We start from the raw sequence: 22173 nt of genomic DNA on the forward strand, positions 1-22173 counted from the left end.
CTGTTTTTCTGTGGGCATGCCAGTCCTCAGCGCGTCCGGACTCGCCCGGACCTTCACCACCCAACGCGGCGCCGTCGAGGCCGTCCGCGGTATCGATCTCACCGCCGAGCGCGGCGAGATCCTCGGGTTCCTCGGCCCCAACGGCGCCGGAAAGACCACCACCCTGCGGATGCTCACGACCCTGCTGGCGCCCACCGGCGGCACCGCGACCGTGGCCGGCTGCGACCTCGTCCGCGACCCGGCGGGCGTCCGCCGCGCCACCGGCTACGTCGCCCAGTCCGGCGGCGTCGACCCCCATGTCTCCGTACGGGAGGAGCTGGTCACCCAGGCCCGCCTCTACCGCCTCGGCAAGGCCGAAGCCCTCGCGCGTACCGAGGAGTTGGCCGCCGACCTCGGGCTGGACGGCCTGCTCGACCGCAGGACCGCCACCCTCTCCGGCGGCCAGCGGCGCCGGCTGGACCTCGCGATGGGCCTCACCCACCGCCCCCAGGTGCTGTTCCTCGACGAGCCCACCACCGGGCTCGATCCGGGCAGCCGCGCCGATCTGTGGGAGCTGGTCCGCCGGATCCGCGCCGAGCACGGCACCACCGTCTTCCTCACCACCCATTACCTCGACGAGGCCGATGCCCTGGCCGACCGGCTGGTGATCGTCGACAAGGGCGTGGTGGTCGCGGAGGGCACCCCGGAGGCCCTGAAACGCGACCGTGCCGGCTCGCCGGACGCTTCCCTCCAGGACGCCTTCCTCGCCATCACCGGGCGCGGCGCCACGCCCCACGACCAGGCCCCCGTCGCCGTCTAGGAGCTCCCCTTGTCCCCACTGCTCTCCGACACCGCGCTGATCTTCGGGCGGTACGTCCGCCAGACGCTGCGCTCCAAGCTCCAGATGCTCTTCGGCGTGCTGATGCCGCTGCTGTACCTGCTCTTCTTCGGCCCCTTGCTGACCGGGCTGCCGCTGTCCTCGCCGGGCAGCTCCTGGCAGGTGCTGGTGCCCGGACTCCTGCTCCAACTCGCCCTGTTCGGGGCCTCGTTCTGCGGTTTCGGCATCATTGTCGAGAAGCAGTACGGGGTCGTGGAGCGGATGCGGGTGACCCCGGTGAGCCGGCTGGCGCTGCTGCTGGGGCGGGTGCTGCGGGATGCCCTGCTGTTCGTCTTCCAGGCGGTGCTGCTGGTGCTGGCCGCGCTGGCCATGGGACTGCGCGCGCCCCTGCCCGGCATCCTCATCGGCTTCGCGTTCGTCGCCGTGCTGACCGTCGCGCTGGCCTCGCTGTCGTACGCGCTGGCGCTGAAGGTCCGCACCCCGCAGGAGTTCGGGCCGGTCATCAACTCCGTCACCATGCCCTCGATGCTGCTGTCCGGGCTGATGCTGCCGATGACGCTGGGGCCCGCCTGGCTCGATGTGCTCTCGCACGTCATGCCGCTGCGCTATCTCGTGGACGCGGTGCGGGCGGCCTTCGTCGGCTCCTACGCCTCCTCCGCCCTGCTCCACGGCGTGCTGGTGGCGGCCGGATTCGCCGCGCTGTCCGTGATCTTCGGCACCCGGGCCTTCCGCAGGTCCGCGGCGTAGGCTCGCTCCCATGGTGAATCTGACGCGCATCTACACCCGCACCGGCGACAAGGGCACCACCGCCCTCGGCGACATGAGCCGTACCGCCAAGACCGATTCGCGGATCGCGGCGTACGCGGACGCCAATGAGGCCAATGCGGCGATCGGCGTGGCCCTGGCGCTCGGCTCGCTGTCCGAGGACGTCGCCACGGTGCTGCTGCGGGTGCAGAACGACCTGTTCGATGTCGGCGCGGACCTGTCGACGCCGGTGGTGGAGAACCCGGAATTCCCGCCGCTGCGCGTCGAACAGGGCTATATCGACAAGCTGGAGGCCGACTGCGACCGCTTCCTCGCGGAGCTGGAGAAGCTGCGCAGCTTCATCCTCCCCGGCGGCACGGCCGGCGCCGCGCTGCTGCACCAGGCGTGCACGGTCGTCCGCCGCGCCGAGCGCTCGACCTGGGCGGCCTTCGAGGAGCACGGCGAGACGATGAACCCGCTCACCGCCACCTACCTCAACCGCCTCTCCGACCTCCTGTTCATCCTGGCCCGCACGGCCAACAAGGAGGTCGGGGACGTGCTGTGGGTTCCGGGCGGGGAGCGGTGACCGGGGGCCGGGGCGTGAAACGGCGCTCCGGCCCTGGACCGGCTCCCGGCCCCGACCGGAAGGGTCCTAGCTCAGCGTCTTCTCCGACGGCCGGGCCGCCTCCTCGGTGGCGGCGGCCGGGTCCGCTTCCGGGGCCTTCTTCCGCCAGATCAGATAGCTCAGCGCGATCAGACCGTGGACGGAGACGATCCGCAGGGGGTTGAGCTGCCACTCGTGCAGCGACCGGGTGTCGCCGCTGTCGCCCACGTACCAGATCGCGATCTGCAGCAGCGCCGCGGCGACCGCCGCCATCGCCACCGTACGCAGCCACAGCTTCCCCTCGTGCCGGGCGCGGGCGAGGCCGTGGCGCGGCGGTTTGACCGGCGGCGGGCCGCCCGCGAAGCGGTGCAGGAAGTGTCCGTCGACCCACTTGATCGTGTAGTGGCCGTAGGCGACCGTGAAGCCGATGTAGACGGCGGCCAGACCGTGTTTCCAGTCCGCCGGCGCCCCGTTCTTCAGGTCGATCGCCGTGACGATCAGCAGGATCAGCTCCAGCAGCGGCTCCATCAGGAGCACCACCGCGCCGGTGCGCGGCATCCGTGCCAGGTAACGCAGTGCCAGACCGAGCACCAGCAGTACCCAGAAGCCGACCTCGCAGGCGATGATCAGCGCGACGATCACGGCTGCCCCCTTTCCGAACCCTCCACCGAACGTCTCCAGCCTTTCAGCGGCCACCGGCCGGGGCCTCGTCGCACGCGACGATCCGCGACTGCATCTTTCGATGTAGCGCATGCCGTACAGGGATGACCCGAACGGGGAGGCGGCGGGCCACGGCGCCGTGTTGGATGGTGGGGTGACCGCCCTTCCCCTCACCGCCGTCCCCCTCAACGCCCTACCCGGTACCGCCATCCCCCGGCCGCACCGCCTCGCCGCGCTCCTCGCGGACGCTGGGCGGCTCACCGGGCGCACGCCGCAAGGTCTGGCCGAAAGGCGCCGTTCCACCGGGCCGGTACGAGCCGCATGGCCCGCCCTCGGAGAGGAAGCACGACGATGACGGGCGCCGGCACACCGCCGATCCGGGTTCTCGTCGCCGAGGACCAGTCCTCCGTACGGGCCGGTCTGGTCCTCATCCTGCGTTCCGCCCCCGACATCGAGGTCGTCGGCGAGGCCGAGGACGGCGCGGAGGCGGTCCGGCTCGCCCGCGAACTCCGCCCCGACCTCGTCCTGATGGACATCCAGATGCCTCGCCTCGACGGGGTCTCCGCCACCCGGCAGGTGGTCTCCGAACGGCTGGCGGACGTGCTGGTGCTGACCACCTTCGACCTGGATGAATATGTCTTCGGCGCGCTACGGGCCGGGGCCGCGGGCTTTCTGCTCAAGGACAGCGACGCGGCCGCGCTGCTGACCGCGGTGCGCACCGTCGCGTCCGGTGAGGGGCTGATCGCACCGGCGGTGACCCGGCGGCTGATCGCGGAGTTCGCCAGCCCTCGCACGGCGGAGCGGCCGCCGCGGCACGGCGTCACCCCGGACCGGGCGGTCCTGGACGTGCTGACGCCCCGCGAACGGGAGGTGCTGGGCTGTCTGGGGCGGGGGCTGTCGAACGCCGATATCGCGCTACGGCTGGCGATGGCGGAGGCCACCGTGAAGACACATGTCAGCCGGCTGCTGGCAAAGCTCGATCTGCGCAGCCGGGTACAAGCGGCCGTACTGGCACAGGAGTTGGGAGTGGACGGGCTGTAGGGGGCGGGCCGTCAGGGGGCGTCAGGGGTGGCGCCGTAGGGGACGGGGCGGGGCGGGAGGCCGTAGGGGCCGGCCGAACACATCCCGTAGGGGACGGGCGGCCCCCCTTTGGGGCCACAACACGGCGCGCGCGGAGGAAATTCCCGTGCCCCTCGATGAGGCCACTCAGGCCACATTCACCCTCTGCCCAGGTGGTGCCGCCTCCAGCCAGGCGAGGAAACCCGTGAGCGCGTCCTCGCTCATCGCCAGTTCCAGGCGGGTGCCGCGGTGCCGGCAGGCCAGCACGATCGAGTCGGAGAGCAGCGCCAGCTCCTCCTCGCCCTGGGGAGTGCGGCGCTCCAGGACCTCGATGGCGGAGCGCTCCAGGAGGTGGCGCGGCCGGGGCGCGTAAGAGAACACCCGGAACCACTCGATCCGGTCTCCGTTGTAACGCGACACACCGTAGATCCAGCCCTTGCCACCGGTCTCGTTCTCCGGGACGTTCCAGCGCAGGCTGCAGTCGAAGGTGCCACCGGACCGCTGGATGAGCCGCCGCCGCAGTCCGAAGACGAACAGCCCCAGCAGTACCAGCACCACGACGATGCCGCTCACAAGCAGAGCGAGGAACATCTCGACCGACCTCCTCGCCTCGATGGGGGTCCCCCCACGCCGGTCGGGCGCGAGGGACACAAACGCACCTGCATTGCCTCAGCCGCGGGCCGCTCCGGACAACTCCGGGCAGCCCGCGGCTGAGGATCGATCTCGTCGGTGGCGGGGCTCAGTGAACGCCCGTCACCGAACGCAGCCGGACATCGGCGCGACGCTCGGCGGCCGCGTCAGCGTCCGACTTCGCTCGCTCCAGGGCCCGCTCCGCGCGCTGGACATCGATCTCGTCCGACAGTTCCGCGATCTCCGCGAGCAGAGACAGCTTGTCGTCGGCGAAGGAAATGAAGCCGCCGTGCACCGCGGCGACGACGGTGCCGTCCCCGCTCTCGCCGGTCGTACGAATCGTCACCGGGCCCGACTGCAGCACGCCGAGCAGCGGCTGGTGTCCGGGCATGACGCCGATGTCGCCCGACGAGGTGCGCGCGACGACCAGGCTGGCCTCGCCGGACCAGACCTGACGGTCCGCGGCGACCAACTCGACGTGCAGCTCAGCCACGATGGCTCCTCGGGTCTCCACCTGCCTGGCTCGGCAGATGTTGGGTCAAATACTAGTGGTCGTACGGGCCGGGGGCGGCCAGGGCCGCCCCCGGGACCGGTGCCGGGGTCAGGAGACGCCCAGCTCCTTGGCATTGGCCTTCAGGTCCTCGATGCCACCGCACATGAAGAACGCCTGCTCGGGGAAGTGGTCGTAGTCGCCGTCCGCGATCGCGTTGAACGCGGTGATCGACTCGTCGAGCGAGACGTCCGAGCCGTCGACACCGGTGAACTGCTTCGCCACGTGGGTGTTCTGCGACAGGAACCGCTCGATACGACGGGCGCGGTGGACGGTGAGCTTGTCCTCCTCGCCGAGCTCGTCGATACCCAGAATCGCGATGATGTCCTGGAGGTCCTTGTACTTCTGCAGGATCGTCTTGACGCGCGAGGCGCAGTCGTAGTGCTCCTGCGTGATGTAGCGGGGGTCCAGGATCCGGGACGTCGAGTCCAGCGGGTCGACCGCCGGGTAGATGCCCTTCTCCGAGATCGGGCGCGACAGAACGGTGGTCGCGTCCAGGTGGGCGAAGGTGGTGGCCGGCGCCGGGTCGGTCAGGTCGTCCGCGGGGACGTAGATCGCCTGCATCGAGGTGATCGAGTGACCACGGGTCGAGGTGATGCGCTCCTGGAGGAGACCCATCTCGTCGGCCAGGTTCGGCTGGTAACCCACCGCGGAGGGCATACGGCCGAGCAGGGTCGACACCTCGGAACCCGCCTGGGTGTACCGGAAGATGTTGTCGATGAAGAACAGCACGTCCTGCTTCTGCACATCGCGGAAGTACTCCGCCATGGTCAGACCGGCCAAGGCGACGCGGAGACGGGTGCCCGGGGGCTCGTCCATCTGACCGAAGACCAGCGCGGTCTTGTCGATGACGCCGGACTCCGTCATTTCCTCGATGAGGTCGTTGCCCTCACGGGTGCGCTCGCCGACACCGGCGAACACCGACACACCGTCGTGGTTGTTGGCCACGCGGTAGATCATTTCCTGGATCAGAACGGTCTTGCCGACACCGGCACCACCGAACAGACCGATCTTGCCGCCCTTGACGTACGGGGTCAGCAGGTCGATGACCTTGACGCCGGTCTCGAACATCTCGGTCTTCGACTCAAGCTGGTCGAAGGTCGGGGCCTTGCGGTGGATCGCCCAGCGCTCGGTGACCTCGGACGCCGCCTCCGGCTTGTTGAGGATCTCGCCGAGGGTGTTGAACACCTTGCCCTTGGTGACATCGCCGACCGGGACGGTGATCCCGGCGCCGGTGTCGGTCACCGCGGCCTGGCGGACCAGACCGTCGGTGGGCTGCATGGAGATCGCACGGACCAGGCCCTCGCCCAGGTGCTGGGCGACCTCAAGGGTCAGGGTCTTCAGCGCCCCGGCCTCGGCCGGGTCGGCGATCTCGACGGTGAGCGCGTTGTAGATCTCCGGCATCGCGTCGACGGGGAACTCCACGTCGACGACCGGGCCGATGACCCGCGCGACGCGGCCCGTAGCCGTGGCCGTTTCAACAGTGGTGGTCATAGTGGTCAGTCACTCCCCGCGGTCGCGTCGGCCAGAGCACTGGCGCCACCGACGATCTCGCTGATTTCCTGGGTGATTTCGGCCTGTCGGGCCGCGTTGGCAAGCCGCGAGAGCGACTTGATGAGCTCTTCCGCGTTGTCGGTCGCCGACTTCATCGCACGGCGCGTGGCGGCGTGCTTGGAGGCGGCAGCCTGCAGAAGCGCGTTGTAGATCCGCGACTCGACATACCGCGGAAGCAGGGCGTCGAGGACGTCCTCGGCCGACGGCTCGAAGTCGAACAGCGGAAGGATCTCGCCCTTGGCCGTCTCCTCCGACTCCGCCACCGTCTTGTCGAGGCTGAGCGGCAGCAGCCGGTCGTCGATCGCCGTCTGCGTCATCATCGAGATGAACTCGGTGGTGACGATGTGGAGTTCGTCCACCCCGCCCTCGGCGGTGTCCTGCTGGACGGCCGCGATGAGCGGTGCGGCGATCGCCTTGGCGTCCGCGTACGTCGGGTTGTCGGTGAAGCCGGTCCACGACTCCACGACCTTGCGCTCGCGGAAGCTGTAGTACGACACGCCCTTGCGCCCGACGATGTAGGCGTCGACCTCCTTGCCCTCGGCCTTGAGCCGCTCGGTGAGCTGCTCGGCGGCCTTGATGACGTTGGAGGAGTAGCCGCCGGCCAGACCGCGGTCGCTCGTGATGAGCAGCAGCGCGGCCCGCGAGGGCTGCTCCGCCTCCGTCGTCAGCGGGTGCTGGGTGTTCGAGCCCGTGGCAACCGCTGTCACCGCGCGGGTCAGTTCACTCGCGTACGGCGTCGACGCCGCCACCTGGCGCTGCGCCTTGACGACGCGCGAGGCGGCGATCATCTCCATCGCCTTGGTGATCTTCTTGGTCGCGGTGACGGAGCGGATGCGACGCTTGTAGACCCGGAGCTTGGCTCCCATGGATCAGGTCCCTTCCGTCGTCACTTGCTGGTGCCGGCCGGGGCGTCCTCGCCGAGCAGCTTGCCGTCCGAGGTCTCGAACTGCCGCTTGAAGCCGTCGACGGCCTCGGAGATCGCGCCGATGGTGTCGTCGGACATCTTGCCGCCCTCGACGATGCTGGTCAGCAGGTCCTTCTTCTCCCGGTGCAGGTGGTCGAGGAGCTCCCGCTCGAAGCGGCGGATGTCCTCGACCGGGACGTCGTCCATCTTGCCGTTGGTGCCGGCCCAGACGGAGACGACCTGGTCCTCGGTGGGGTACGGGGCGTACTGGCTCTGCTTGAGCAGCTCGGTCATGCGCTTACCGCGCTCCAGCTGCTGCTTGGAGGCCGCGTCCAGGTCGGAACCGAAGGCGGCGAACGCCTCCAGCTCGCGGTACTGGGCGAGGTCCACGCGGAGCCGGCCGGAGACCTGCTTCATGGCCTTGTGCTGGGCCGAGCCACCGACACGGGAGACGGAGATACCGACGTTCAGCGCGGGACGCTGGTTCGCGTTGAACAGGTCCGACTCCAGGAAGCACTGGCCGTCGGTGATGGAGATGACGTTGGTCGGAATGAACGCCGACACGTCGTTCGCCTTGGTCTCGACGATCGGCAGACCGGTCATCGAGCCGGCGCCCATCTCGTCGGAGAGCTTGGCGCAGCGCTCCAGCAGACGCGAGTGCAGGTAGAAGACGTCGCCCGGGTAGGCCTCACGGCCCGGCGGACGGCGCAGCAGCAGGGAGACGGCGCGGTAGGCGTCGGCCTGCTTCGAGAGGTCGTCGAAGACGATCAGGACGTGCTTGCCCTGGTACATCCAGTGCTGGCCGATGGCCGAGCCGGTGTAGGGCGCCAGGTACTTGAAGCCCGCCGGGTCGGACGCCGGGGCGGCGACGATGGTGGTGTACTCCAGGGCACCGGCCTCCTCCAGCGCACCGCGCACGGAGGCGATGGTGGAGCCCTTCTGGCCGATGGCGACGTAGATGCAGCGGACCTGCTTCTTCGGGTCGCCCGAGCGCCAGTTGTCGCGCTGGTTGATGATCGTGTCGACGGCCAGGGCGGTCTTGCCGGTCTGGCGGTCACCAATGATCAGCTGACGCTGGCCACGGCCGATCGGCACCATGGAGTCGACGGCCTTGTAGCCGGTCTCCATGGGCTCGTGGACCGACTTACGGACCATGACGCCCGGGGCCTGCAGCTCCAGGGCGCGGCGGCCCTCGGACTCGATCTCGCCGAGGCCGTCGATCGGGTTGCCCAGCGGGTCGACGACGCGGCCGAGGTAGCCCTCGCCCACGGCGACCGAGAGCACCTCACCGGTGCGCTGCACCGGCTGGCCCTCCTCGATGCCGCTGAACTCACCGAGGACCACCGCACCGATCTCGCGCTCTTCCAGGTTCAGCGCAAGACCGAGCGTGCCGTCCTCGAACTTCAGCAGCTCGTTCGCCATTGCCGAGGGAAGGCCCTCGACCTTCGCGATGCCGTCTCCGGCCTCGCTTACCGTGCCGACCTCCTCGCGCGAGGCCGCGTCCGGCTTGTACGCCTGGACGAAGTTCTCCAGCGCGTCCCGGATCTCCTCCGGCCGGATCGTGAGCTCCGCCATCTGGGTTCCCTGCTCTCCTTGTTGGGCCCGAAGTTACTTGCGGGTGTCCGGGGGGCTGTCCCCCGGGGGGTTTCCGCTTACGGCCCAACTCGGGCCGCCGTCATGCTTGTGCTGGTCCCCGGGGCTTCTTCCGGACCGCAGCCGGACCTGGTGGTCCGGCCGGCTGGTCCGGCGCCTGGCCGCCGGTTGTGCAGCTCTTGAGTTGGTGGCTGGGTCAGCCGGCCATCCGCCGGTCCGCCTCTTCGAGGCGCTCCGCGATGGTCCCGTTGATGACCTCGTCGCCGATCCGGACCTGGACTCCGCCGAGGACCTCGGGGTCCACGTCGAGGTTCAGGTGGACCTGCCGTCCGTACAGCTGCGCCAGGGAAGCGCCCAGGCGCTGCCGCTGCCCCTCACTGAGGGGCACCGCGGAGGTGACCACCGCGACCATCCGGTCCCGGCGGCTCGCCGCCAGCTTGGAGAGGGCGTCGAGCCCCGCCTCCAGGCTACGGCCCCGCGGCTGTACGACAAGACGGATCACGATGCGCTCGGTGACCGGGTTGGCCCGGCCGCCCAGCAGCGCGTTCAGCAGCTCCGCCTTGGCCGCGACCGTCGCGTTCCGGTCGGTCAGCGCACCGCGCAGCTCGCTGTTGGAGCTGACGATCCGGCCGAACCGGAAGAGCTCGTCCTCGACGTCGTCGAGCTGGCCGGTCCGCTGTGCGGCGACCAGGTCGGCGCTGTAGGCCAGCTCCTCCAGCGCGTCCGTGAGGTCACGCGAACCCGACCAGCGGGCGCGGACCATGCCGGACACCAGGTCGGCGGCCGGGCCGCCCACCTGGTTGCCCAGCAGTCGTCCGGCCAGTTCGGCACGCGCCTCGGCGGCCTGCGCCGGGTCGGTCAGGACCCGACGCAGCGACACCTCGCGGTCGAGCAGAGCGGTGACGGCAGCCAGCTCCTCGGCGAGCTTCGCGGCGTCGACGGAGGTGTCGTCCGTCAGCGCGTTGAACTGCTCGCGTGCGGAGGCGAGTGCCTCGCGGCTCGCTCCGTTCATCGTCCGGCCTCAGCCTTCGTCGCGTCCGACGCCGCCTTGGCCTCGACGTCGTCGAGGAAGCGGTCGATGGTCCGGCTCTGCCGGGCGTGGTCCTCAAGGGACTCCCCGACGAGCTTGCCGGCCAGGTCGACGGCGAGCTTGCCCACGTCCTGGCGCAGCGCCTGCGCGGCCTGCTTCCGGTCCGCCTCGATCTGGGCGTGACCGGCAGCGATGATCTCCTCACGCTGCCGCTGGCCCTCGGCGCGCATCTCAGCGATGAGCGTCGCGCCCTGCTCCTGCGCCTCCTGGCGCAGACGCGCGGCCTCGTGGCGGGCGTCGGCCAGCTGTGTCCGGTAGTCCGCGAGCACCTGCTGGGCCTCGGCCTGCGTCGCCTCGGCGTCGTCAATACGGCCTTCGATCAGCGACCGGCGCTCTTCCAGAACCTTGTTGATGTTCGGGAGGAGCTTCTTCGCCAGGATGCCGAAGACGATGAAGAAAGCGATCAGGCCGATGACCAGCTCTGGAAGCTCTGGGATCAGGGGGTTCTGGGGAACCTCCTCCGCCATGTTCACCAGGGGGTTCACATCAGTGCCTTCCGTCTGTCAAAAGGTTTGCAGCAGTCCGTCAGGCCTTGAAGAGGAAGCCCATGACGATGCCGATCAGGGCGAGCGCCTCACAGAAGGCGAAACCCATGATCTGGTTGGTGCGGATCAGGCCGGCGGCCTCGGGCTGGCGGGCCAGGGCCTGGGTGCCGTTACCGAAGATGATGCCGACGCCGACGCCGGGGCCGATCGCGGCGAGGCCGTAACCGATCGAACCGAGGTTGCCGGTGACGCCGGCGGCGAGGTTGACAGTCTCGAGAGCAGCGGACATGCCGTTACTTCCTTCTCTTTCACGGACCGGTGGGGGTTGGCCACCGGGCGTCTATAGGGGCGGGAAAAGCGGGGGCTCAGTGGTTCTCGGCGAGCGCGCCCTGGATGTAGTTCGCGGTCAGGAGCACGAAGACGTACGCCTGGACGGCCTGGATGAACAGCTCGAACGCGGTCAGCAGGATGGTCATGATGAACGAGGCGCCGGCGTAGACGATGCCGATGCCGTTCAGCAGGTACCAGGTGCCGATCGTGAACATCAGCAGCAGCAGGTGGCCGGCGAACATGTTCGCGAAGAGCCGGACCGCGTGCGTGAAGGGCCGGATGACCAGGTTCGAGAGGAGCTCGATGACGATCAGCATCGGCAGGACCGGGCCGAGCGACTTGTCGTAGCCGCTGAAGTTCTTCAGCGCACCGACGAAGCCGTGCCTCTTGAAGGTCAGGGTGACCCACGTGATGTAGACGATGGCGGCGAGACCGGCCGGGAAGGCGATCACCGACGTCACCGGGAACTGGGCGACCGGAATGATCGACCAGATGTTCATGATCCAGACGAAGAAGAACAGCGAGACGATGAAGGGGACGTACTTCTCGCCCTCCTTCTTCCCGAGGGCGTCATAGACGATCCCGCGGCGTACGAAGTCATAGCCCGCTTCGCCGATCATCTGCAGCTTGCCCGGGACCACCTTGGCCTTGCCGAACGCCGCCCAGAAGAACCACACGACCACGACGGTGCTGAGCAGCGCCAGCAGCATGATCTTGTTGAACTCAAAGCCGTTGATGGTGAACAGCGGCTTGAAGACGAACGAATGAAGCCCGGGAGCTGGGAAGCCGCACCCGGAAAAGATGTGGCAGTCGGTCTCGAAGGCGAGCATCGTTTCAGCACTCACCGCGAGCTCCTTCAGCGTGGCGCATGGGTACGGCAACCTCGTTGTGTCGGCGCGGCGTTGAGCCACGGAGCGGCACTGGACTGGTCTTACGGATTAGGGGGCGGCTGGCGGGCGCTGGGCCCGGCCACATCACAGGCATCGGCCGCGAGAACTTCCCGTTCCATCGAGTGGAACTCGGGAGTTCAGCCGCCCGCGCCATCTGTGCCGCAGTTGGCACCGGACGATAGCAGGCCCGCAAGAGGGCATTTATCTCGGCCCTACGTGTCACGTCGGCGACCCCGCCGTCTCCGCCTTCTTCGTCCCGGCGGAGTCGGGTTCCACATACAGGATCTTCGCCTTCATGTGGCCGCGGGTCTGTGCCGCGATCCACACGAGGGTGGCGCCGAGCAAGGTGAACGCAAAGGCCTTGGTATCGAAGAACGTGGTGTCCTTGAACGCGATCAGGAAGACCGCCACGAACAGGATCTGCACCGTGTACAGCAGCAGGCCCATCATCTGGAAAAGCTGCGGGTGGTTCTTCGCGGTCTTCTGCAGGACGACGAGTCCGGCCCCCATGACGAGCACCACCAGCGCGGTGCCGACGACCGCGCCGAGCACTCCCTGCACACCCGCGACCGCGCCGCTCACGGCAACGGCGACAGCGCCGATGGCGAGGGTGGGCACAACGGCGTGAAGGAGTAGTCGGGCGTCATTCGACTGCATGGCGGCGCTCCGGCAAAAGATGTGGGGTGTGTCGTCATGGACGAGCGTAGACCCGGCCTGAGGGCGAACCTGCGGCCCAAGGACAGTCGCACTACGGCCCTTCGGCTCTGTCGCCGGGTTTCGTGAACGGTATCACAAACTATTTGATGAGGTCTTTACCTGGTTCGTGTGGACCCTGTCACACCTGAGCGTGAACGTGCGCGTTGGTGCACTGACGGGCTGTCTTTTGTCTGGTATGGAGTCAACCGTCCCGATTGCTGATGCACGTTCGGGCGATCGAAACTCTGGATCAGCGGTGACTGTCCGCCTTCCGGCGGCCCACGAAACGTGACCGGTCCCCGATCGCGGTGGCCCCGTGGAGACCCGCCGGGACCGGCTCCCGCTCCTCCTCCGGCTCGACGGCGTCCCCGTCCTCCGTCGCCGCGACCGTCCCGGCCGGCACCGCCGCGGGGGCGACCCGGCGGTAGCGCGGCGGCACCATCCACTCCGCCCAGAGCGGCGCCCGCGGAGTGAAGCGCGGCAGCAGGAGCAGCACCAGGCCCACCGCGCTCAGCAGCACGATGCCCAGCACGATCCACATGCTGGCGTTGTTCGCGGAGTAGGCGACCGCGCCGAAGGCGATCAGCGCCGACCAGAAGTACATGATCAGCACCGCCCGGCTGTGCGAGTGCCCGATCTCCAGCAGCCGGTGGTGCAGATGGCCGCGGTCGGCGGCGAACGGCGACTGGCCCTTCCACGTACGCCGCACGATCGCCAGGATCAGGTCGGCGACCGGCACCGCGATGACCGTCAGCGGCAGCAGCAGCGGGATGTAGACCGGCACCATCGCGTGGGTGGCCTCACGCAGACCGCCCGCCTTCAGGTTCAGCAGGTCCGGGTCGACCTGGCCGGTCACCGAGACCGCGCCCGCGGCCATGACCAGGCCGATCAGCATCGAGCCCGAGTCACCCATGAAGATCCGCGCCGGATGCATGTTGTGCGGCAGGAAGCCGAGGCACATGCCCATGAGAACGACCGAGAACAGCGTTGCGGGCGCGGCCGCCTCGATGCCATAGCCGAACCACATCCGGTACGCGTACATGAAGAACGCCGCGGCCGCGATGCACACCATGCCGGAGGCCAGACCGTCCAGGCCGTCCACGAAGTTGACCGCGTTGATGGTGATCACGACGAGGGCGACGGTCAGCAGGGTGCCCTGCATCGGGGTGAGGGAGACCGTGCCGACACCGGGGATCGGGATCCAGAGGATCGTCAGGCCCTGAAGGACCATCACGCCCGCGGCGATCATCTGGCCGCCGAGCTTGACCAGCGCGTCCACGCCCCACTTGTCGTCCAGTACGCCGAGGATCCAGATCAGCGCGGCACCGGAGAGCAGCGCCCGTGGCTCGTTCGAGTTCTCGAAGACCGACTTGAGGTTGGTCAGATGCGAGGCGACCAGCAGACCGGCACACAGCCCGCCGAACATCGCGATGCCGCCGAGTCGTGGCGTCGGCTCGCGGTGCACATCACGCGCGCGGATCTCCGGCATCGCCCCGGCCGCGATCGCGAACTTCCGCACCGGGCCGGTCAGCAGGTAGGTCACCGCGGCCGTGACGCACAGCGTCAGCAGGTATTCACGCACGGGCTGCCCCATTGGTATAGCTGGCCATCACAGCCTCACACCATACGGCCCGGCTCCGCTGCACACCTCATTTGAACGCACGGCGGCCACCCGGAACTGCGGCACGGCCGGTCCGGATGGCCGCTCCGGGCACCGCCGAAGCCGCTCGGTCGGCCCCTCCACGGAGTCGACGCTCACTCCGGTATGCGGGCCCCGGATTCTCCGGCTTCACCGCCGGCAGCCAACGTGTCCCGGTGGCTGTGCGCGAAGAGCGCTGCCTGAAGTCGTGATCGGACGCCGAGCTTCCTGGTCAGACTGGTGATGTGCGCCCGGAGGGTCCGCTCGGCGATGCCCAGTCGGCGGGCGAGTACGCGATTGGAATCCCCCTCGGCCAGAAGCAACAGCACCTCCGCCTCCCGGCAGGTCAGTCGAGAGACATCCGCCGGGCCATTATCGACGATGGTCATCGCACTCAAAGCTTCCCCCTTAAACGCTGAACAGATGGCGCATTGTGCTCCTGGCCGGACGGTGCTGGTCATGCACTCCGAGGACCGGCATCCGGGCGTCCCGAAAGCTTCTTGGCCTGGGCCAGGGGCTTCGCCAACCTCCGATTATCCCCAGCCAACTCCCCGCCTTCAAGGTCACTTATCCGCCCCCTGAACGCATGCGACCGCCTCCCCAGAGCAGGGAGGCGGTCGTGCGAACGTCTGCCGAGTGGCGCCGTCCCGCAGATATGGCTGATTAGCAGGTGCCCTGCTTGATCGACTCAAGCTGGTAGCGGGTGACGGTGAACCGCTTCTTCCCGTGTGTTCCGCCGTTCGTGGTCATGCACTTCTTATAGGTGCCGTCATCGCCCGCACGGAAGGTGAGCTTGGCTGTCACCGTGTGCGAACAGTGGTTGTTGAAGTACACGGTGGTGGAGTCATTGCTGCCTTGGGCCCAGGAATAGTTGCTGTTGTTTCCCCTGGGCTTGGAGCACGGGATGCTCGCCCTCTTGGTTGCCTGGACGCTCTCCGACTTCGTAGCGGCCTTGGCGACCGAAGTGCCGGGTTGCGCGGCCACGGCAGAGGCAGAAGGCGTAATGAATGCGACGGTCATAGCGGTACCTGCCGCTGCGAACGCGGAAAAGGCCAACTTACGCTTCACAGGTGAAACCCTTCATCGAGGTGATGGGCCGGCGCGGGATCCGGCCCGTCTCATCAACTCATCCTCGTGGAGGGGTACTTGATCCGCTATTGCCACATGCGGCAATGCCCGATCCGGCTATTTACATCACCGGGGAGAGCGCAGCGCCGGGCAGGTCCGGCGCTCCCTGAGGTGCTGTCCCGTAGGCGCACCACCGAGTCCTCGTGTCAGCGGATGGTTCCCGCCGTCATCCGGAATCGGGATAGGGCGGAAAGCCGTGGACCAAAGCGACGGTGCGGGAGCGGACCGCGCCGTCCTCCTCCAGCGCCGCCACGATCAGCTCGGCGACCGCCTTCATCTCGGCCTCCCCCATCCCCTGGGTGGTCACCGCGGCGGTGCCCAGCCGGATGCCGGTCCGGCGGTTCGCGAGGACGTCGGGGGACTCGGCACACGGCAGCGCGCAGGTGTCCAGCACGATGCCGGCGGCGGCCAGCCGGCCCCGGGCGGCGCGGGCGTCCAGGCCGAGCGGGGCGGTGTCGGCGGTGATCAGATGGGTGTCGGTACCGCCGGTGGTGATCGTCAGACCATGTCCGGAAAGCGCCTCGGCGAGCGCGCGGGCATTCGCCGTGACCTGATGGGCGTACGCGCCGAAGGCGGGCGTCGCGGCCTCCGCGAAGGCCACGGCCTTGGCGGCGACGGCGTTCATCTGGGCGCCCCCCTGGGTGAAGGGGAAGACCGCCCGGTCGATCCGCTCGGCCAGCTTCGTGCCGCACAGGATCAGCCCGCCGCGCGGTCCGCGCAGCACCTTGTGTGTCGTACCGCACACCACATCCGCGTACGGCACCGGGCTGGGCGCCGCTCCCCCGGCGATCAGCCCCAGGGGGTGGGCGACATCCGCGATCAGGTAGGCGCCGGTCTCGTCGGCGATGTCACGGAAGGCGGCGTAATCGAGATGCCGGGGGTAGGAGATCGAGCCACAGACGATGGCCTTGGGGCGGCGGGCGCGGGCCAGCTCGCGGATCGCGTCGTAGTCCAGGAGGCCGGTCTCCTCGTCGACGCCGTAGCCGGCGAAGTCGAACCAGCGGCCGGAGAAGTTGGCCGGCGAGCCGTGGGTGAGGTGTCCGCCGTGCGGGAGGGACATGGCCAGGACGGTGTCCCCGGGGCGCAGCAGGGCGGCGTAGGCGGCCAGTACGGCCGAAGACCCGGAGTGGGCCTGAACGTTGGCGTGTTCGGCGCCGAACAGGGCCTTTGCGCGTTCCACCGCGATCCGCTCGGCGAGGTCGACGATCTCGCAGCCGCCGTGGTGCCGGGCCCCCGGATAGCCCTCGGCGTATTTGTTGCCCAGCGGGGAGCCGAGGGCGGCGAGGACGGCCGGTGAGGTGAAGTTCTCCGCGGCGATGAGCTGGAGGCCGTCGCTCTGCCGGGCGCTCTCCCCGAGCAGGATGCCGGCGATCTCCGGGTCCTGGCGGAGCAGCGCGGCGAAGTCCGGGGAGCCGGCCGGCCGGGTGCCGGCCTCACGGGCGGCCCGCGCCCGGTCCTCGACGGTCTCGCCCGGTCCGGCGCCGGAGGCGGGCGCGGTGGCCGGGGAACGGGTGTCCGGGGTCTCGCTACGGGGTGACGCGGTGGTGGCAGGCATCGCTTGCTCCGGGCCTCGTACGGGGACGTAGTCCCAATGTAGGCGCGGCGGGGCGATCGGGCGCGGTGTGCGGGCCGCTCGGGGCCCCGGATGCCACGGCCGGGGCCCGGACCGCCCGGCGCGGCCTCAGGCCCGCGCCGGGACTCCCGTGAGCGCGGTGACGACCGGGTCGAGCGCCTGGTTGATCTCGTCGCCGATGGAGCGGAAGAAGGTGATGGGGGCGCCGTAGGGGTCGTAGACCTCGTCGGACTCCGGGTTGGGCGCCAGCAGCCAGCCGCGCAGCGCCGCGGCGGCGCCGACCAGCGCACGAGCGCGCTCGATCAGCCCGCCGTCCGGCAGGTCCGGATCGGGCTCGGGCAGGGTGGCCGGATCTATGGCCCGCACCAGCCGGTTGAACTCCTTCAGCGTGAAGGTGCGCAGCCCGGCCGAATGGCCCATCGAGATGACCTGGGCGCGGTGGTCACGGGTGGCGGTGAGCACCAGGTCGGCGCGGATGACGTGCTCGTCGAGCAGCTCACGGCCGAGGAAGCCGGCCGGGTCCGCGCCGTAGTCACTGAGCACCGTGGCGGCGTGCGTCTCCATCGGGGCGCCCTCGTGGCCCCAGGTCCCGGCGCTCTCCACGAGCAGCCCGCCGCTGCACGACCCGCCGAGCCGCAGCTCCAGGGCATGGCGGTGCAGCCGCTCGGTGATCGGCGAGCGGCAGACGTTGCCGGTGCTGACGTGGAGAATCCGAAAAGGGGAGGCAGGGGGTACCGGGGTGTCGCCGCCTGATCCCGCTATGCCACGCCCCAGGGGCGGCATCAATTGGCCACCTCAAGCTCGGGTACCACCTTGCGCAGCTCTTCCGCGCTGAGCGCGCCCTCGCGCAGCAGCACCGGCGTCCTGCCGGTGACATCGACGATCGAGGACGGTACGGCGGCGGGCGTCGGGCCGCCGTCCAGGTAGACGGAGACCGAGTCGCCCAGCATTTCCTGTGCGGCGTCGCAGTCCTGCGGGGACGGGTGGCCGGTGAGGTTGGCGCTGGAGACGGCCATCGGGCCGAACTCGGTGAGCAGCTCGATCGCGACGGGGTGCAGCGGCATCCGTACCGCGACCGTCCCCCGGGTCTCGCCCAGGTCCCAGGTCAGCGACGGCTGGTGCTTGGCGACGAGGGTGAGCGCGCCGGGCCAGAAGGCGTCGACCAGCTCCCAGGCCTGCTCGGAGAAGTCGGTGACCAGGCCGTGCAGGGTGTTGGGGGACCCGACGAGGACCGGGGAGGGCATACCGCGGCCGCGGCCCTTGGCCTCCAGCAGGTCTCCGACGGCCTCGGCGCTGAAGGCGTCCGCGCCGATGCCGTAGACGGTGTCGGTCGGCAGCACGACCAGCTCACCGCGGCGGACGGCCGAGGCGGCCTCGCGCAGACCGGTGGTGCGGTCGGTCGCGTCGCTGCAGTCGTATCGCCGTGCCATTACGGGACCTCCTCGTGCGAAACGAATACTTCGGATGCATCGGCTGCATCAGGCGCCGAAGCGGGCCACGTCATGGCGTCGCCCGGCGCGCGGTGGCGAAACGGGGCCTGTTGTTGAGGTCCGGGTGATCGGCCGCGTCGGCCCAGCCCCGCTCCTCGGTGAAGATCCACGGCACCTGCCCGCCCTGGGTGTCGGCATGCTCGATGACGACGACTCCGCCGGGGCGCAGCAGGCGGTGTGCGGTCCGCTCGATGCCCCGGATGGTGTCCAGGCCGTCCTGACCCGAGAACAGCGCGAGCTCGGGGTCGTGGTCGCGGGCCTCGGGTGCGACGTACTCCCACTCGGTCAGCGGGATGTACGGCGGATTGGAGACGACCAGGTCGACCTGCCCGTCCAGTTCGGGGAGCGCGGTCAGCGCATCGCCCTGATGGAGAACGACGCGGGACCCCTCGACGTTCTTACGGGCGTAGTCCAGGGCCTCGTCGGACAGCTCCACGGCGTGCACCCGCGAGCGGGGCACCTCCTGCGCCAGGGCGAGTGCGATCGCCCCCGACCCGGTGCACAGGTCGACGATCAGCGGTTCGACGACGTCCATGGCCCGTACCGCGTCTATCGCCCAGCCGACCACCGACTCGGTCTCCGGGCGGGGCACGAACACCCCCGGCCCGACGGCGAGTTCGAGGTAGCGGAAGAACGCCCGGCCGGTGATGTGCTGGAGCGGCTCACGGGCCTCACGGCGGGCGACGGCCTCCCAGTAGCGGGCGTCGAAGTCCGCGTCCTTGACGTGGTGCAGCTCCCCCCGCTTGACGCCGTGCACGAACGCGGCGAGTTCCTCGGCGTCGAAGCGCGGCGAGGGCACACCGGCGTCGGCCAGCCGCTGGGTGGCCTGGGCCACCTCGGCGAGCAGAAGGTTCACGGGGCCTTCCTCCTAGTGCGCTGCGTCTTCATGGTGCGGTTCGCCGTCGACCGGCCGGGGTCCCGGGGGACCGCTGTCTCCGTCCGGTGCGTACAGGGTGGTGCGGGCTTACTGGGCGGCGGCGAGCTTGGCGGCCGAGTCGGCGTCGACGCAGGCCTGGATGACCGGGTCGAGCTCGCCGTCGAGGACCTGGTCCAAGTTGTACGCCTTGAAGCCGACCCGGTGGTCGGAAATCCGGTTTTCCGGGAAGTTGTACGTCCGGATGCGCTCGGAGCGGTCCACCGTGCGGACCTGGCTGCGCCGGGCGTCCGACGCCTCCCGCTCGGCCTCTTCCTGGGCGGCGGCCAGCAGCCGGGAGCGCAGGATGCGCAGCGCCTGCTCCTTGTTCTGGAGCTGGCTCTTCTCGTTCTGGCAGGAGACCACGATGCCGGTGGGCAGGTGGGTGATGCGCACCGCGGAGTCGGTGGTGTTGACCGACTGGCCGCCGGGCCCGGAGGAGCGGTAGACATCGATCCGCAGGTCGTTGGGGCCGATCTCGACCTCGACCTCCTCGGCCTCCGGGGTGACCAGCACACCGGCCGCGGAGGTGTGGATGCGGCCCTGCGACTCGGTGGCGGGCACGCGCTGGACGCGGTGCACCCCGCCCTCGTACTTCAGCCGCGCCCAGACGCCCTGCCCCGGCTCGGTGGCGCCGCCCCCGCCCTTGGTCTTCACGGCGACCTGGACGTCCTTGTAGCCGCCGAGATCGGACTCGTTGGCCTCCAGGATCTCGGTCTTCCAGCCGGCCCGCTCGGCGTAGCGCAGATACATCCGCAGCAGATCGCCGGCGAACAGCGCGGACTCCTCGCCGCCCTCACCGGCCTTGACCTCAAGGATGACGTCCTTGTCGTCGCTGGGGTCGCGCGGCACGAGCAGCAGCCGCAGCTTCTCGGTCAGCTCCTCGCGGCGGGTGTCGAGTTCCTTGACCTCATCGGCGAAGTCCGGGTCGTCCGCGGCGAGTTCGCGCGCGGTCTCCATGTCGTCGCCGGTCTGCTTCCAGTCGCGGTACGTCGCGATGATCGGGGTCAGCTCGGCATAGCGCTTGTTGAGCCGCATGGCCTCGCGCTGGTCGGCGTGGACCGCGGGGTCGGCCAGCCGCTTTTCGAGATCGGCGTGCTCGCCGATCAGTTCTTCGACCGCCTCGAACATCGTGGAGTTCCTCTACTGGCTGCTGTGGGGACCGGGTACCGGAGCGCGGGGGGCCGCGCCGCGGGGCCCGGGACTCCGTACGGGAGCCAAGGGCCAGGACGACAAAACGCCGGTCCGGTCACCCCTGAGCAGGGGCGACCGGAGACCGGCGCCTTGAGGGTCGCTACTTCTTGGCAGCGGCGCCCTTGCCGAAGCGGGCCTCGAAGCGGGCCACGCGGCCGCCCGTGTCCATGATCTTCTGCTTGCCGGTGTAGAACGGGTGGCACTCGGAGCAGATGTCGGCGCGGACCGTGCCGCTGGGGACCGTGCTACGGGTGGTGAAGGACGCGCCACAGGTGCAGCTGACCTGGGTCTCGACGTACTCCGGGTGGATGTCGCGCTTCAAGGGATTCTCCTAGGTTCGGGAGTGCTCCGGGTCGTGTCGCGGGTTACGTCACGTGAACCGGGGCCGACGGTCCAGTCTGCCAGGACTAGCCGTATCTCCCAAAACCGGGGTGCGGCCGCAACTATTCCCCGGCCGGTCCCGGGGACCGCCGGCCCCCGGAACCGCAGCACACCGGCTACTTCACGTAGTTGTCCGTGCCGCCCTTGTCACCGGCCGAGCCCTTGATCGCGGACTTGGGGATGGCCTTGTCCTCCCGGAGCGCGTCCCAGACCTGCCGGCTCTGCTTGGTCAGCGGCAGCACCCGGTCGGGGTCCTCGGTGTCGTAGGTCACCGGCAGCGTCACCATGTCGATGTTCTCGCCACCGATGCCGCCCAGGCTCTTGGCCAGGCCGGCCAGTTCGCTGACCGAGTTGAGGTCCGTGTCGGTGGTGACGGCCTTGGTGGCCGTGTCGGCGATGTCGTAGAGCTTGGCGGGGTTGGTGAGCACCCCGACGTTCTGGACCTGCTTCATCAGGGCCTTGATGAACGTCTGCTGCAGCTGGATGCGGCCGAGGTCGCTGCCGTCGCCGCCGGGGACACCGTGCCGGGTCCGGACGAGGCCGAGCGCCTGCTCGCCGCCCAGCGTGTGCTTGCCGGGCCGCAGATGCAGATGGCTGTCGTTGTCGTCGATCGCCTTGCTGGTGGTGACCTCCACCCCGCCCAGCGCGTCGATGAGCTTCTTGAAGCCGGTGAAGTCGACTTCGAGGAAGTGGTCCATCCGGATGCCGCTGATCGATTCGACGGTCTTCACGGCGCAGGGCGGACCGCCGACCTCGAAGGCGGTGTTGAACATCGCCCGGCGCGCACCGGCGACGTCCTTGCCGTCCTTGGAGCAGTCGGGCCGCTTGATCATGGTGTCCCGGGGGACGCTGACCACACTGGCCTTCTTACGACCCTTGTAGACGTGCACGATCATCGCGGTGTCGGACCGCGCGCCGCCCTCGTCCTTGCCGTAGTCACCGTTCTTGCCGGCGCGGGAGTCGGACCCCATCACGAGGAGGTCCATCGAGCCGTCGTCGACGTTCTTCGGCCGGTCGTGTCCGAGGGCGGCGTTGATGTCGACGCCCTTCAGATTGCCGTTGAGCTTGAAGTAGGCGTAGCCGAGTCCGGCACCACCGAGCAGCACCACACTGGTCAGCGCGCACACAGTGATGGTCACTACTCGGCGGCGCCGGGTCGGGCCCTTGCGCCGGCGTCCCGTGGGACGTATTGCACGGGCGCGGCTTTCAGCCGTCTTCTCGGTCCCGTTGCTGTCCGCCATCTGCTCCT

Annotated in this window: 25 protein-coding genes; 4 read left to right on the top strand and 21 right to left on the bottom strand. The window is 69.3% G+C overall.

Annotation, left to right across the window (positions count from 1 at the left end; all coding sequences use genetic code 11):
• The first annotated feature begins 16 nt into the window (after positions 1-16).
• Genes STRTU_RS10840 through STRTU_RS10850 form a run of 3 tightly spaced genes read left to right on the top strand, consistent with a single transcriptional unit; the run spans position 17 to position 2147 of the window.
• Entirely contained in the window at positions 17-799 is a 783-nt protein-coding gene (locus tag STRTU_RS10840; RefSeq protein WP_159743353.1) for an ABC transporter ATP-binding protein, read from the top strand.
• A 9-nt stretch (positions 800-808) separates the two neighbouring features.
• Positions 809-1564, top strand: coding sequence for an ABC transporter permease (locus STRTU_RS10845; RefSeq protein WP_174878842.1), 756 nt, complete (start codon positions 809-811; stop codon positions 1562-1564).
• A 10-nt stretch (positions 1565-1574) separates the two neighbouring features.
• Positions 1575-2147 (top strand): cob(I)yrinic acid a,c-diamide adenosyltransferase, encoded by a 573-nt coding sequence (locus tag STRTU_RS10850; RefSeq protein ID WP_159743354.1) that lies wholly within the window; start codon positions 1575-1577, stop codon positions 2145-2147.
• Positions 2148-2213: 66 nt separating this feature from the next.
• On the opposite strand, the gene STRTU_RS10855 is transcribed toward STRTU_RS10850, so the two are convergent.
• Positions 2214-2807, bottom strand: coding sequence for a hypothetical protein (locus STRTU_RS10855; protein ID WP_159743355.1), 594 nt, complete (start codon positions 2805-2807; stop codon positions 2214-2216).
• Between the two features lie 369 nt (positions 2808-3176).
• On the opposite strand from STRTU_RS10855, the gene STRTU_RS10860 reads away from it, so the two are divergent.
• Positions 3177-3866, top strand: coding sequence for a response regulator (locus STRTU_RS10860; protein ID WP_159743356.1), 690 nt, complete (start codon positions 3177-3179; stop codon positions 3864-3866).
• A 165-nt stretch (positions 3867-4031) separates the two neighbouring features.
• On the opposite strand, the gene STRTU_RS10865 is transcribed toward STRTU_RS10860, so the two are convergent.
• From STRTU_RS10865 to STRTU_RS10960, 20 genes are all read right to left on the bottom strand, one after another.
• Positions 4032-4475 carry a DUF2550 domain-containing protein gene (locus STRTU_RS10865; protein WP_159743357.1) on the bottom strand — a complete coding sequence of 148 codons (444 nt, stop codon included), beginning with the start codon at positions 4473-4475 and terminating at the stop codon, positions 4032-4034.
• A gap of 148 nt (positions 4476-4623) precedes the next feature.
• A complete protein-coding gene (locus STRTU_RS10870) occupies positions 4624-5007 on the bottom strand; it encodes a F0F1 ATP synthase subunit epsilon (RefSeq protein WP_159743358.1) in 384 nt (127 codons plus the stop codon).
• 108 nt (positions 5008-5115) lie between these two features.
• Positions 5116-6558: a F0F1 ATP synthase subunit beta gene (gene atpD, locus STRTU_RS10875; RefSeq protein ID WP_159743359.1), complete on the bottom strand. Its 1443-nt coding sequence runs from the start codon at positions 6556-6558 to the stop codon at positions 5116-5118.
• Positions 6559-6563: 5 nt separating this feature from the next.
• A complete protein-coding gene (locus STRTU_RS10880) occupies positions 6564-7484 on the bottom strand; it encodes a F0F1 ATP synthase subunit gamma (RefSeq protein WP_159743360.1) in 921 nt (306 codons plus the stop codon).
• 20 nt (positions 7485-7504) lie between these two features.
• Positions 7505-9097, bottom strand: coding sequence for a F0F1 ATP synthase subunit alpha (atpA, locus tag STRTU_RS10885; RefSeq protein WP_159743361.1), 1593 nt, complete (start codon positions 9095-9097; stop codon positions 7505-7507).
• Positions 9098-9311: 214 nt separating this feature from the next.
• Positions 9312-10127: a F0F1 ATP synthase subunit delta gene (locus STRTU_RS10890; protein WP_159743362.1), complete on the bottom strand. Its 816-nt coding sequence runs from the start codon at positions 10125-10127 to the stop codon at positions 9312-9314.
• Entirely contained in the window at positions 10124-10690 is a 567-nt protein-coding gene (locus STRTU_RS10895; protein WP_159743363.1) for a F0F1 ATP synthase subunit B, read from the bottom strand. The genes STRTU_RS10890 and STRTU_RS10895 overlap by 4 nt, the downstream gene beginning before the upstream one ends.
• A gap of 40 nt (positions 10691-10730) precedes the next feature.
• Complete coding sequence (gene atpE, locus STRTU_RS10900) at positions 10731-10979, bottom strand: ATP synthase F0 subunit C (protein ID WP_018087389.1); 249 nt, start codon at positions 10977-10979, stop codon at positions 10731-10733.
• A 76-nt stretch (positions 10980-11055) separates the two neighbouring features.
• The gene (atpB, locus tag STRTU_RS10905; RefSeq protein WP_159746831.1) at positions 11056-11850 is read right to left on the bottom strand and encodes a F0F1 ATP synthase subunit A; all 795 of its coding nucleotides are present in this window, start codon (positions 11848-11850) and stop codon (positions 11056-11058) included.
• A gap of 279 nt (positions 11851-12129) precedes the next feature.
• Positions 12130-12567, bottom strand: a complete 438-nt coding sequence (locus STRTU_RS10910; RefSeq protein WP_159743364.1) for a Cg1360 family ATP-synthase-associated protein — start codon at positions 12565-12567, stop codon at positions 12130-12132.
• Between the two features lie 289 nt (positions 12568-12856).
• Positions 12857-14200 carry an MraY family glycosyltransferase gene (locus tag STRTU_RS10915; RefSeq protein WP_174878843.1) on the bottom strand — a complete coding sequence of 448 codons (1344 nt, stop codon included), beginning with the start codon at positions 14198-14200 and terminating at the stop codon, positions 12857-12859.
• Positions 14201-14361: 161 nt separating this feature from the next.
• The gene (locus tag STRTU_RS10920) at positions 14362-14634 is read right to left on the bottom strand and encodes a helix-turn-helix domain-containing protein (protein ID WP_159746832.1); all 273 of its coding nucleotides are present in this window, start codon (positions 14632-14634) and stop codon (positions 14362-14364) included.
• Positions 14635-14908: 274 nt separating this feature from the next.
• Positions 14909-15229, bottom strand: a complete 321-nt coding sequence (locus tag STRTU_RS10925) for a hypothetical protein (protein WP_159743366.1) — start codon at positions 15227-15229, stop codon at positions 14909-14911.
• A gap of 310 nt (positions 15230-15539) precedes the next feature.
• The gene (locus tag STRTU_RS10930; protein ID WP_159743367.1) at positions 15540-16928 is read right to left on the bottom strand and encodes a serine hydroxymethyltransferase; all 1389 of its coding nucleotides are present in this window, start codon (positions 16926-16928) and stop codon (positions 15540-15542) included.
• Positions 16929-17054: 126 nt separating this feature from the next.
• Entirely contained in the window at positions 17055-17729 is a 675-nt protein-coding gene (locus STRTU_RS10935) for an arsenate reductase/protein-tyrosine-phosphatase family protein (protein WP_174878844.1), read from the bottom strand.
• Positions 17729-18376 carry an L-threonylcarbamoyladenylate synthase gene (locus tag STRTU_RS10940; RefSeq protein WP_159743368.1) on the bottom strand — a complete coding sequence of 216 codons (648 nt, stop codon included), beginning with the start codon at positions 18374-18376 and terminating at the stop codon, positions 17729-17731. The genes STRTU_RS10935 and STRTU_RS10940 overlap by 1 nt, the downstream gene beginning before the upstream one ends.
• 70 nt (positions 18377-18446) lie before the next feature.
• Complete coding sequence (gene prmC, locus STRTU_RS10945) at positions 18447-19292, bottom strand: peptide chain release factor N(5)-glutamine methyltransferase (protein WP_085922925.1); 846 nt, start codon at positions 19290-19292, stop codon at positions 18447-18449.
• Positions 19293-19400: 108 nt separating this feature from the next.
• Entirely contained in the window at positions 19401-20480 is a 1080-nt protein-coding gene (prfA, locus tag STRTU_RS10950) for a peptide chain release factor 1 (protein WP_159743369.1), read from the bottom strand.
• A 163-nt stretch (positions 20481-20643) separates the two neighbouring features.
• Positions 20644-20865 carry a 50S ribosomal protein L31 gene (rpmE, locus tag STRTU_RS10955; RefSeq protein WP_159743370.1) on the bottom strand — a complete coding sequence of 74 codons (222 nt, stop codon included), beginning with the start codon at positions 20863-20865 and terminating at the stop codon, positions 20644-20646.
• Between the two features lie 175 nt (positions 20866-21040).
• Positions 21041-22165, bottom strand: a complete 1125-nt coding sequence (locus tag STRTU_RS10960; RefSeq protein WP_159743371.1) for an LCP family protein — start codon at positions 22163-22165, stop codon at positions 21041-21043.
• Positions 22166-22173: the final 8 nt, after the last annotated feature.

The organism is Streptomyces tubercidicus (assembly GCF_027497495.1).
Classification (GTDB): Bacteria; Actinomycetota; Actinomycetes; order Streptomycetales; family Streptomycetaceae; genus Streptomyces; species Streptomyces tubercidicus.

Coding starts and splice junctions, on each gene's coding strand:
- STRTU_RS10880 (WP_159743360.1), bottom strand. CDS start 7,484: ATGGGAGCCAAGCTCCGGGTCTACAAGCGTCGCATCCGCTCCGTCACC.
- STRTU_RS10915 (WP_174878843.1), bottom strand. CDS start 14,200: ATGGGGCAGCCCGTGCGTGAATACCTGCTGACGCTGTGCGTCACGGCC.
- atpB (WP_159746831.1), bottom strand. CDS start 11,850: ATGCTCGCCTTCGAGACCGACTGCCACATCTTTTCCGGGTGCGGCTTC.
- STRTU_RS10930 (WP_159743367.1), bottom strand. CDS start 16,928: ATGCCTGCCACCACCGCGTCACCCCGTAGCGAGACCCCGGACACCCGT.
- STRTU_RS10910 (WP_159743364.1), bottom strand. CDS start 12,567: ATGCAGTCGAATGACGCCCGACTACTCCTTCACGCCGTTGTGCCCACC.
- STRTU_RS10890 (WP_159743362.1), bottom strand. CDS start 10,127: ATGAACGGAGCGAGCCGCGAGGCACTCGCCTCCGCACGCGAGCAGTTC.
- STRTU_RS10840 (WP_159743353.1), top strand. CDS start 17: ATGCCAGTCCTCAGCGCGTCCGGACTCGCCCGGACCTTCACCACCCAA.
- STRTU_RS10860 (WP_159743356.1), top strand. CDS start 3,177: ATGACGGGCGCCGGCACACCGCCGATCCGGGTTCTCGTCGCCGAGGAC.
- atpD (WP_159743359.1), bottom strand. CDS start 6,558: ATGACCACCACTGTTGAAACGGCCACGGCTACGGGCCGCGTCGCGCGG.
- STRTU_RS10960 (WP_159743371.1), bottom strand. CDS start 22,165: ATGGCGGACAGCAACGGGACCGAGAAGACGGCTGAAAGCCGCGCCCGT.
- STRTU_RS10865 (WP_159743357.1), bottom strand. CDS start 4,475: ATGTTCCTCGCTCTGCTTGTGAGCGGCATCGTCGTGGTGCTGGTACTG.
- STRTU_RS10850 (WP_159743354.1), top strand. CDS start 1,575: ATGGTGAATCTGACGCGCATCTACACCCGCACCGGCGACAAGGGCACC.
- STRTU_RS10940 (WP_159743368.1), bottom strand. CDS start 18,376: ATGGCACGGCGATACGACTGCAGCGACGCGACCGACCGCACCACCGGT.
- STRTU_RS10935 (WP_174878844.1), bottom strand. CDS start 17,729: ATGCCGCCCCTGGGGCGTGGCATAGCGGGATCAGGCGGCGACACCCCG.
- STRTU_RS10920 (WP_159746832.1), bottom strand. CDS start 14,634: ATGACCATCGTCGATAATGGCCCGGCGGATGTCTCTCGACTGACCTGC.
- prfA (WP_159743369.1), bottom strand. CDS start 20,480: ATGTTCGAGGCGGTCGAAGAACTGATCGGCGAGCACGCCGATCTCGAA.
- atpE (WP_018087389.1), bottom strand. CDS start 10,979: ATGTCCGCTGCTCTCGAGACTGTCAACCTCGCCGCCGGCGTCACCGGC.
- atpA (WP_159743361.1), bottom strand. CDS start 9,097: ATGGCGGAGCTCACGATCCGGCCGGAGGAGATCCGGGACGCGCTGGAG.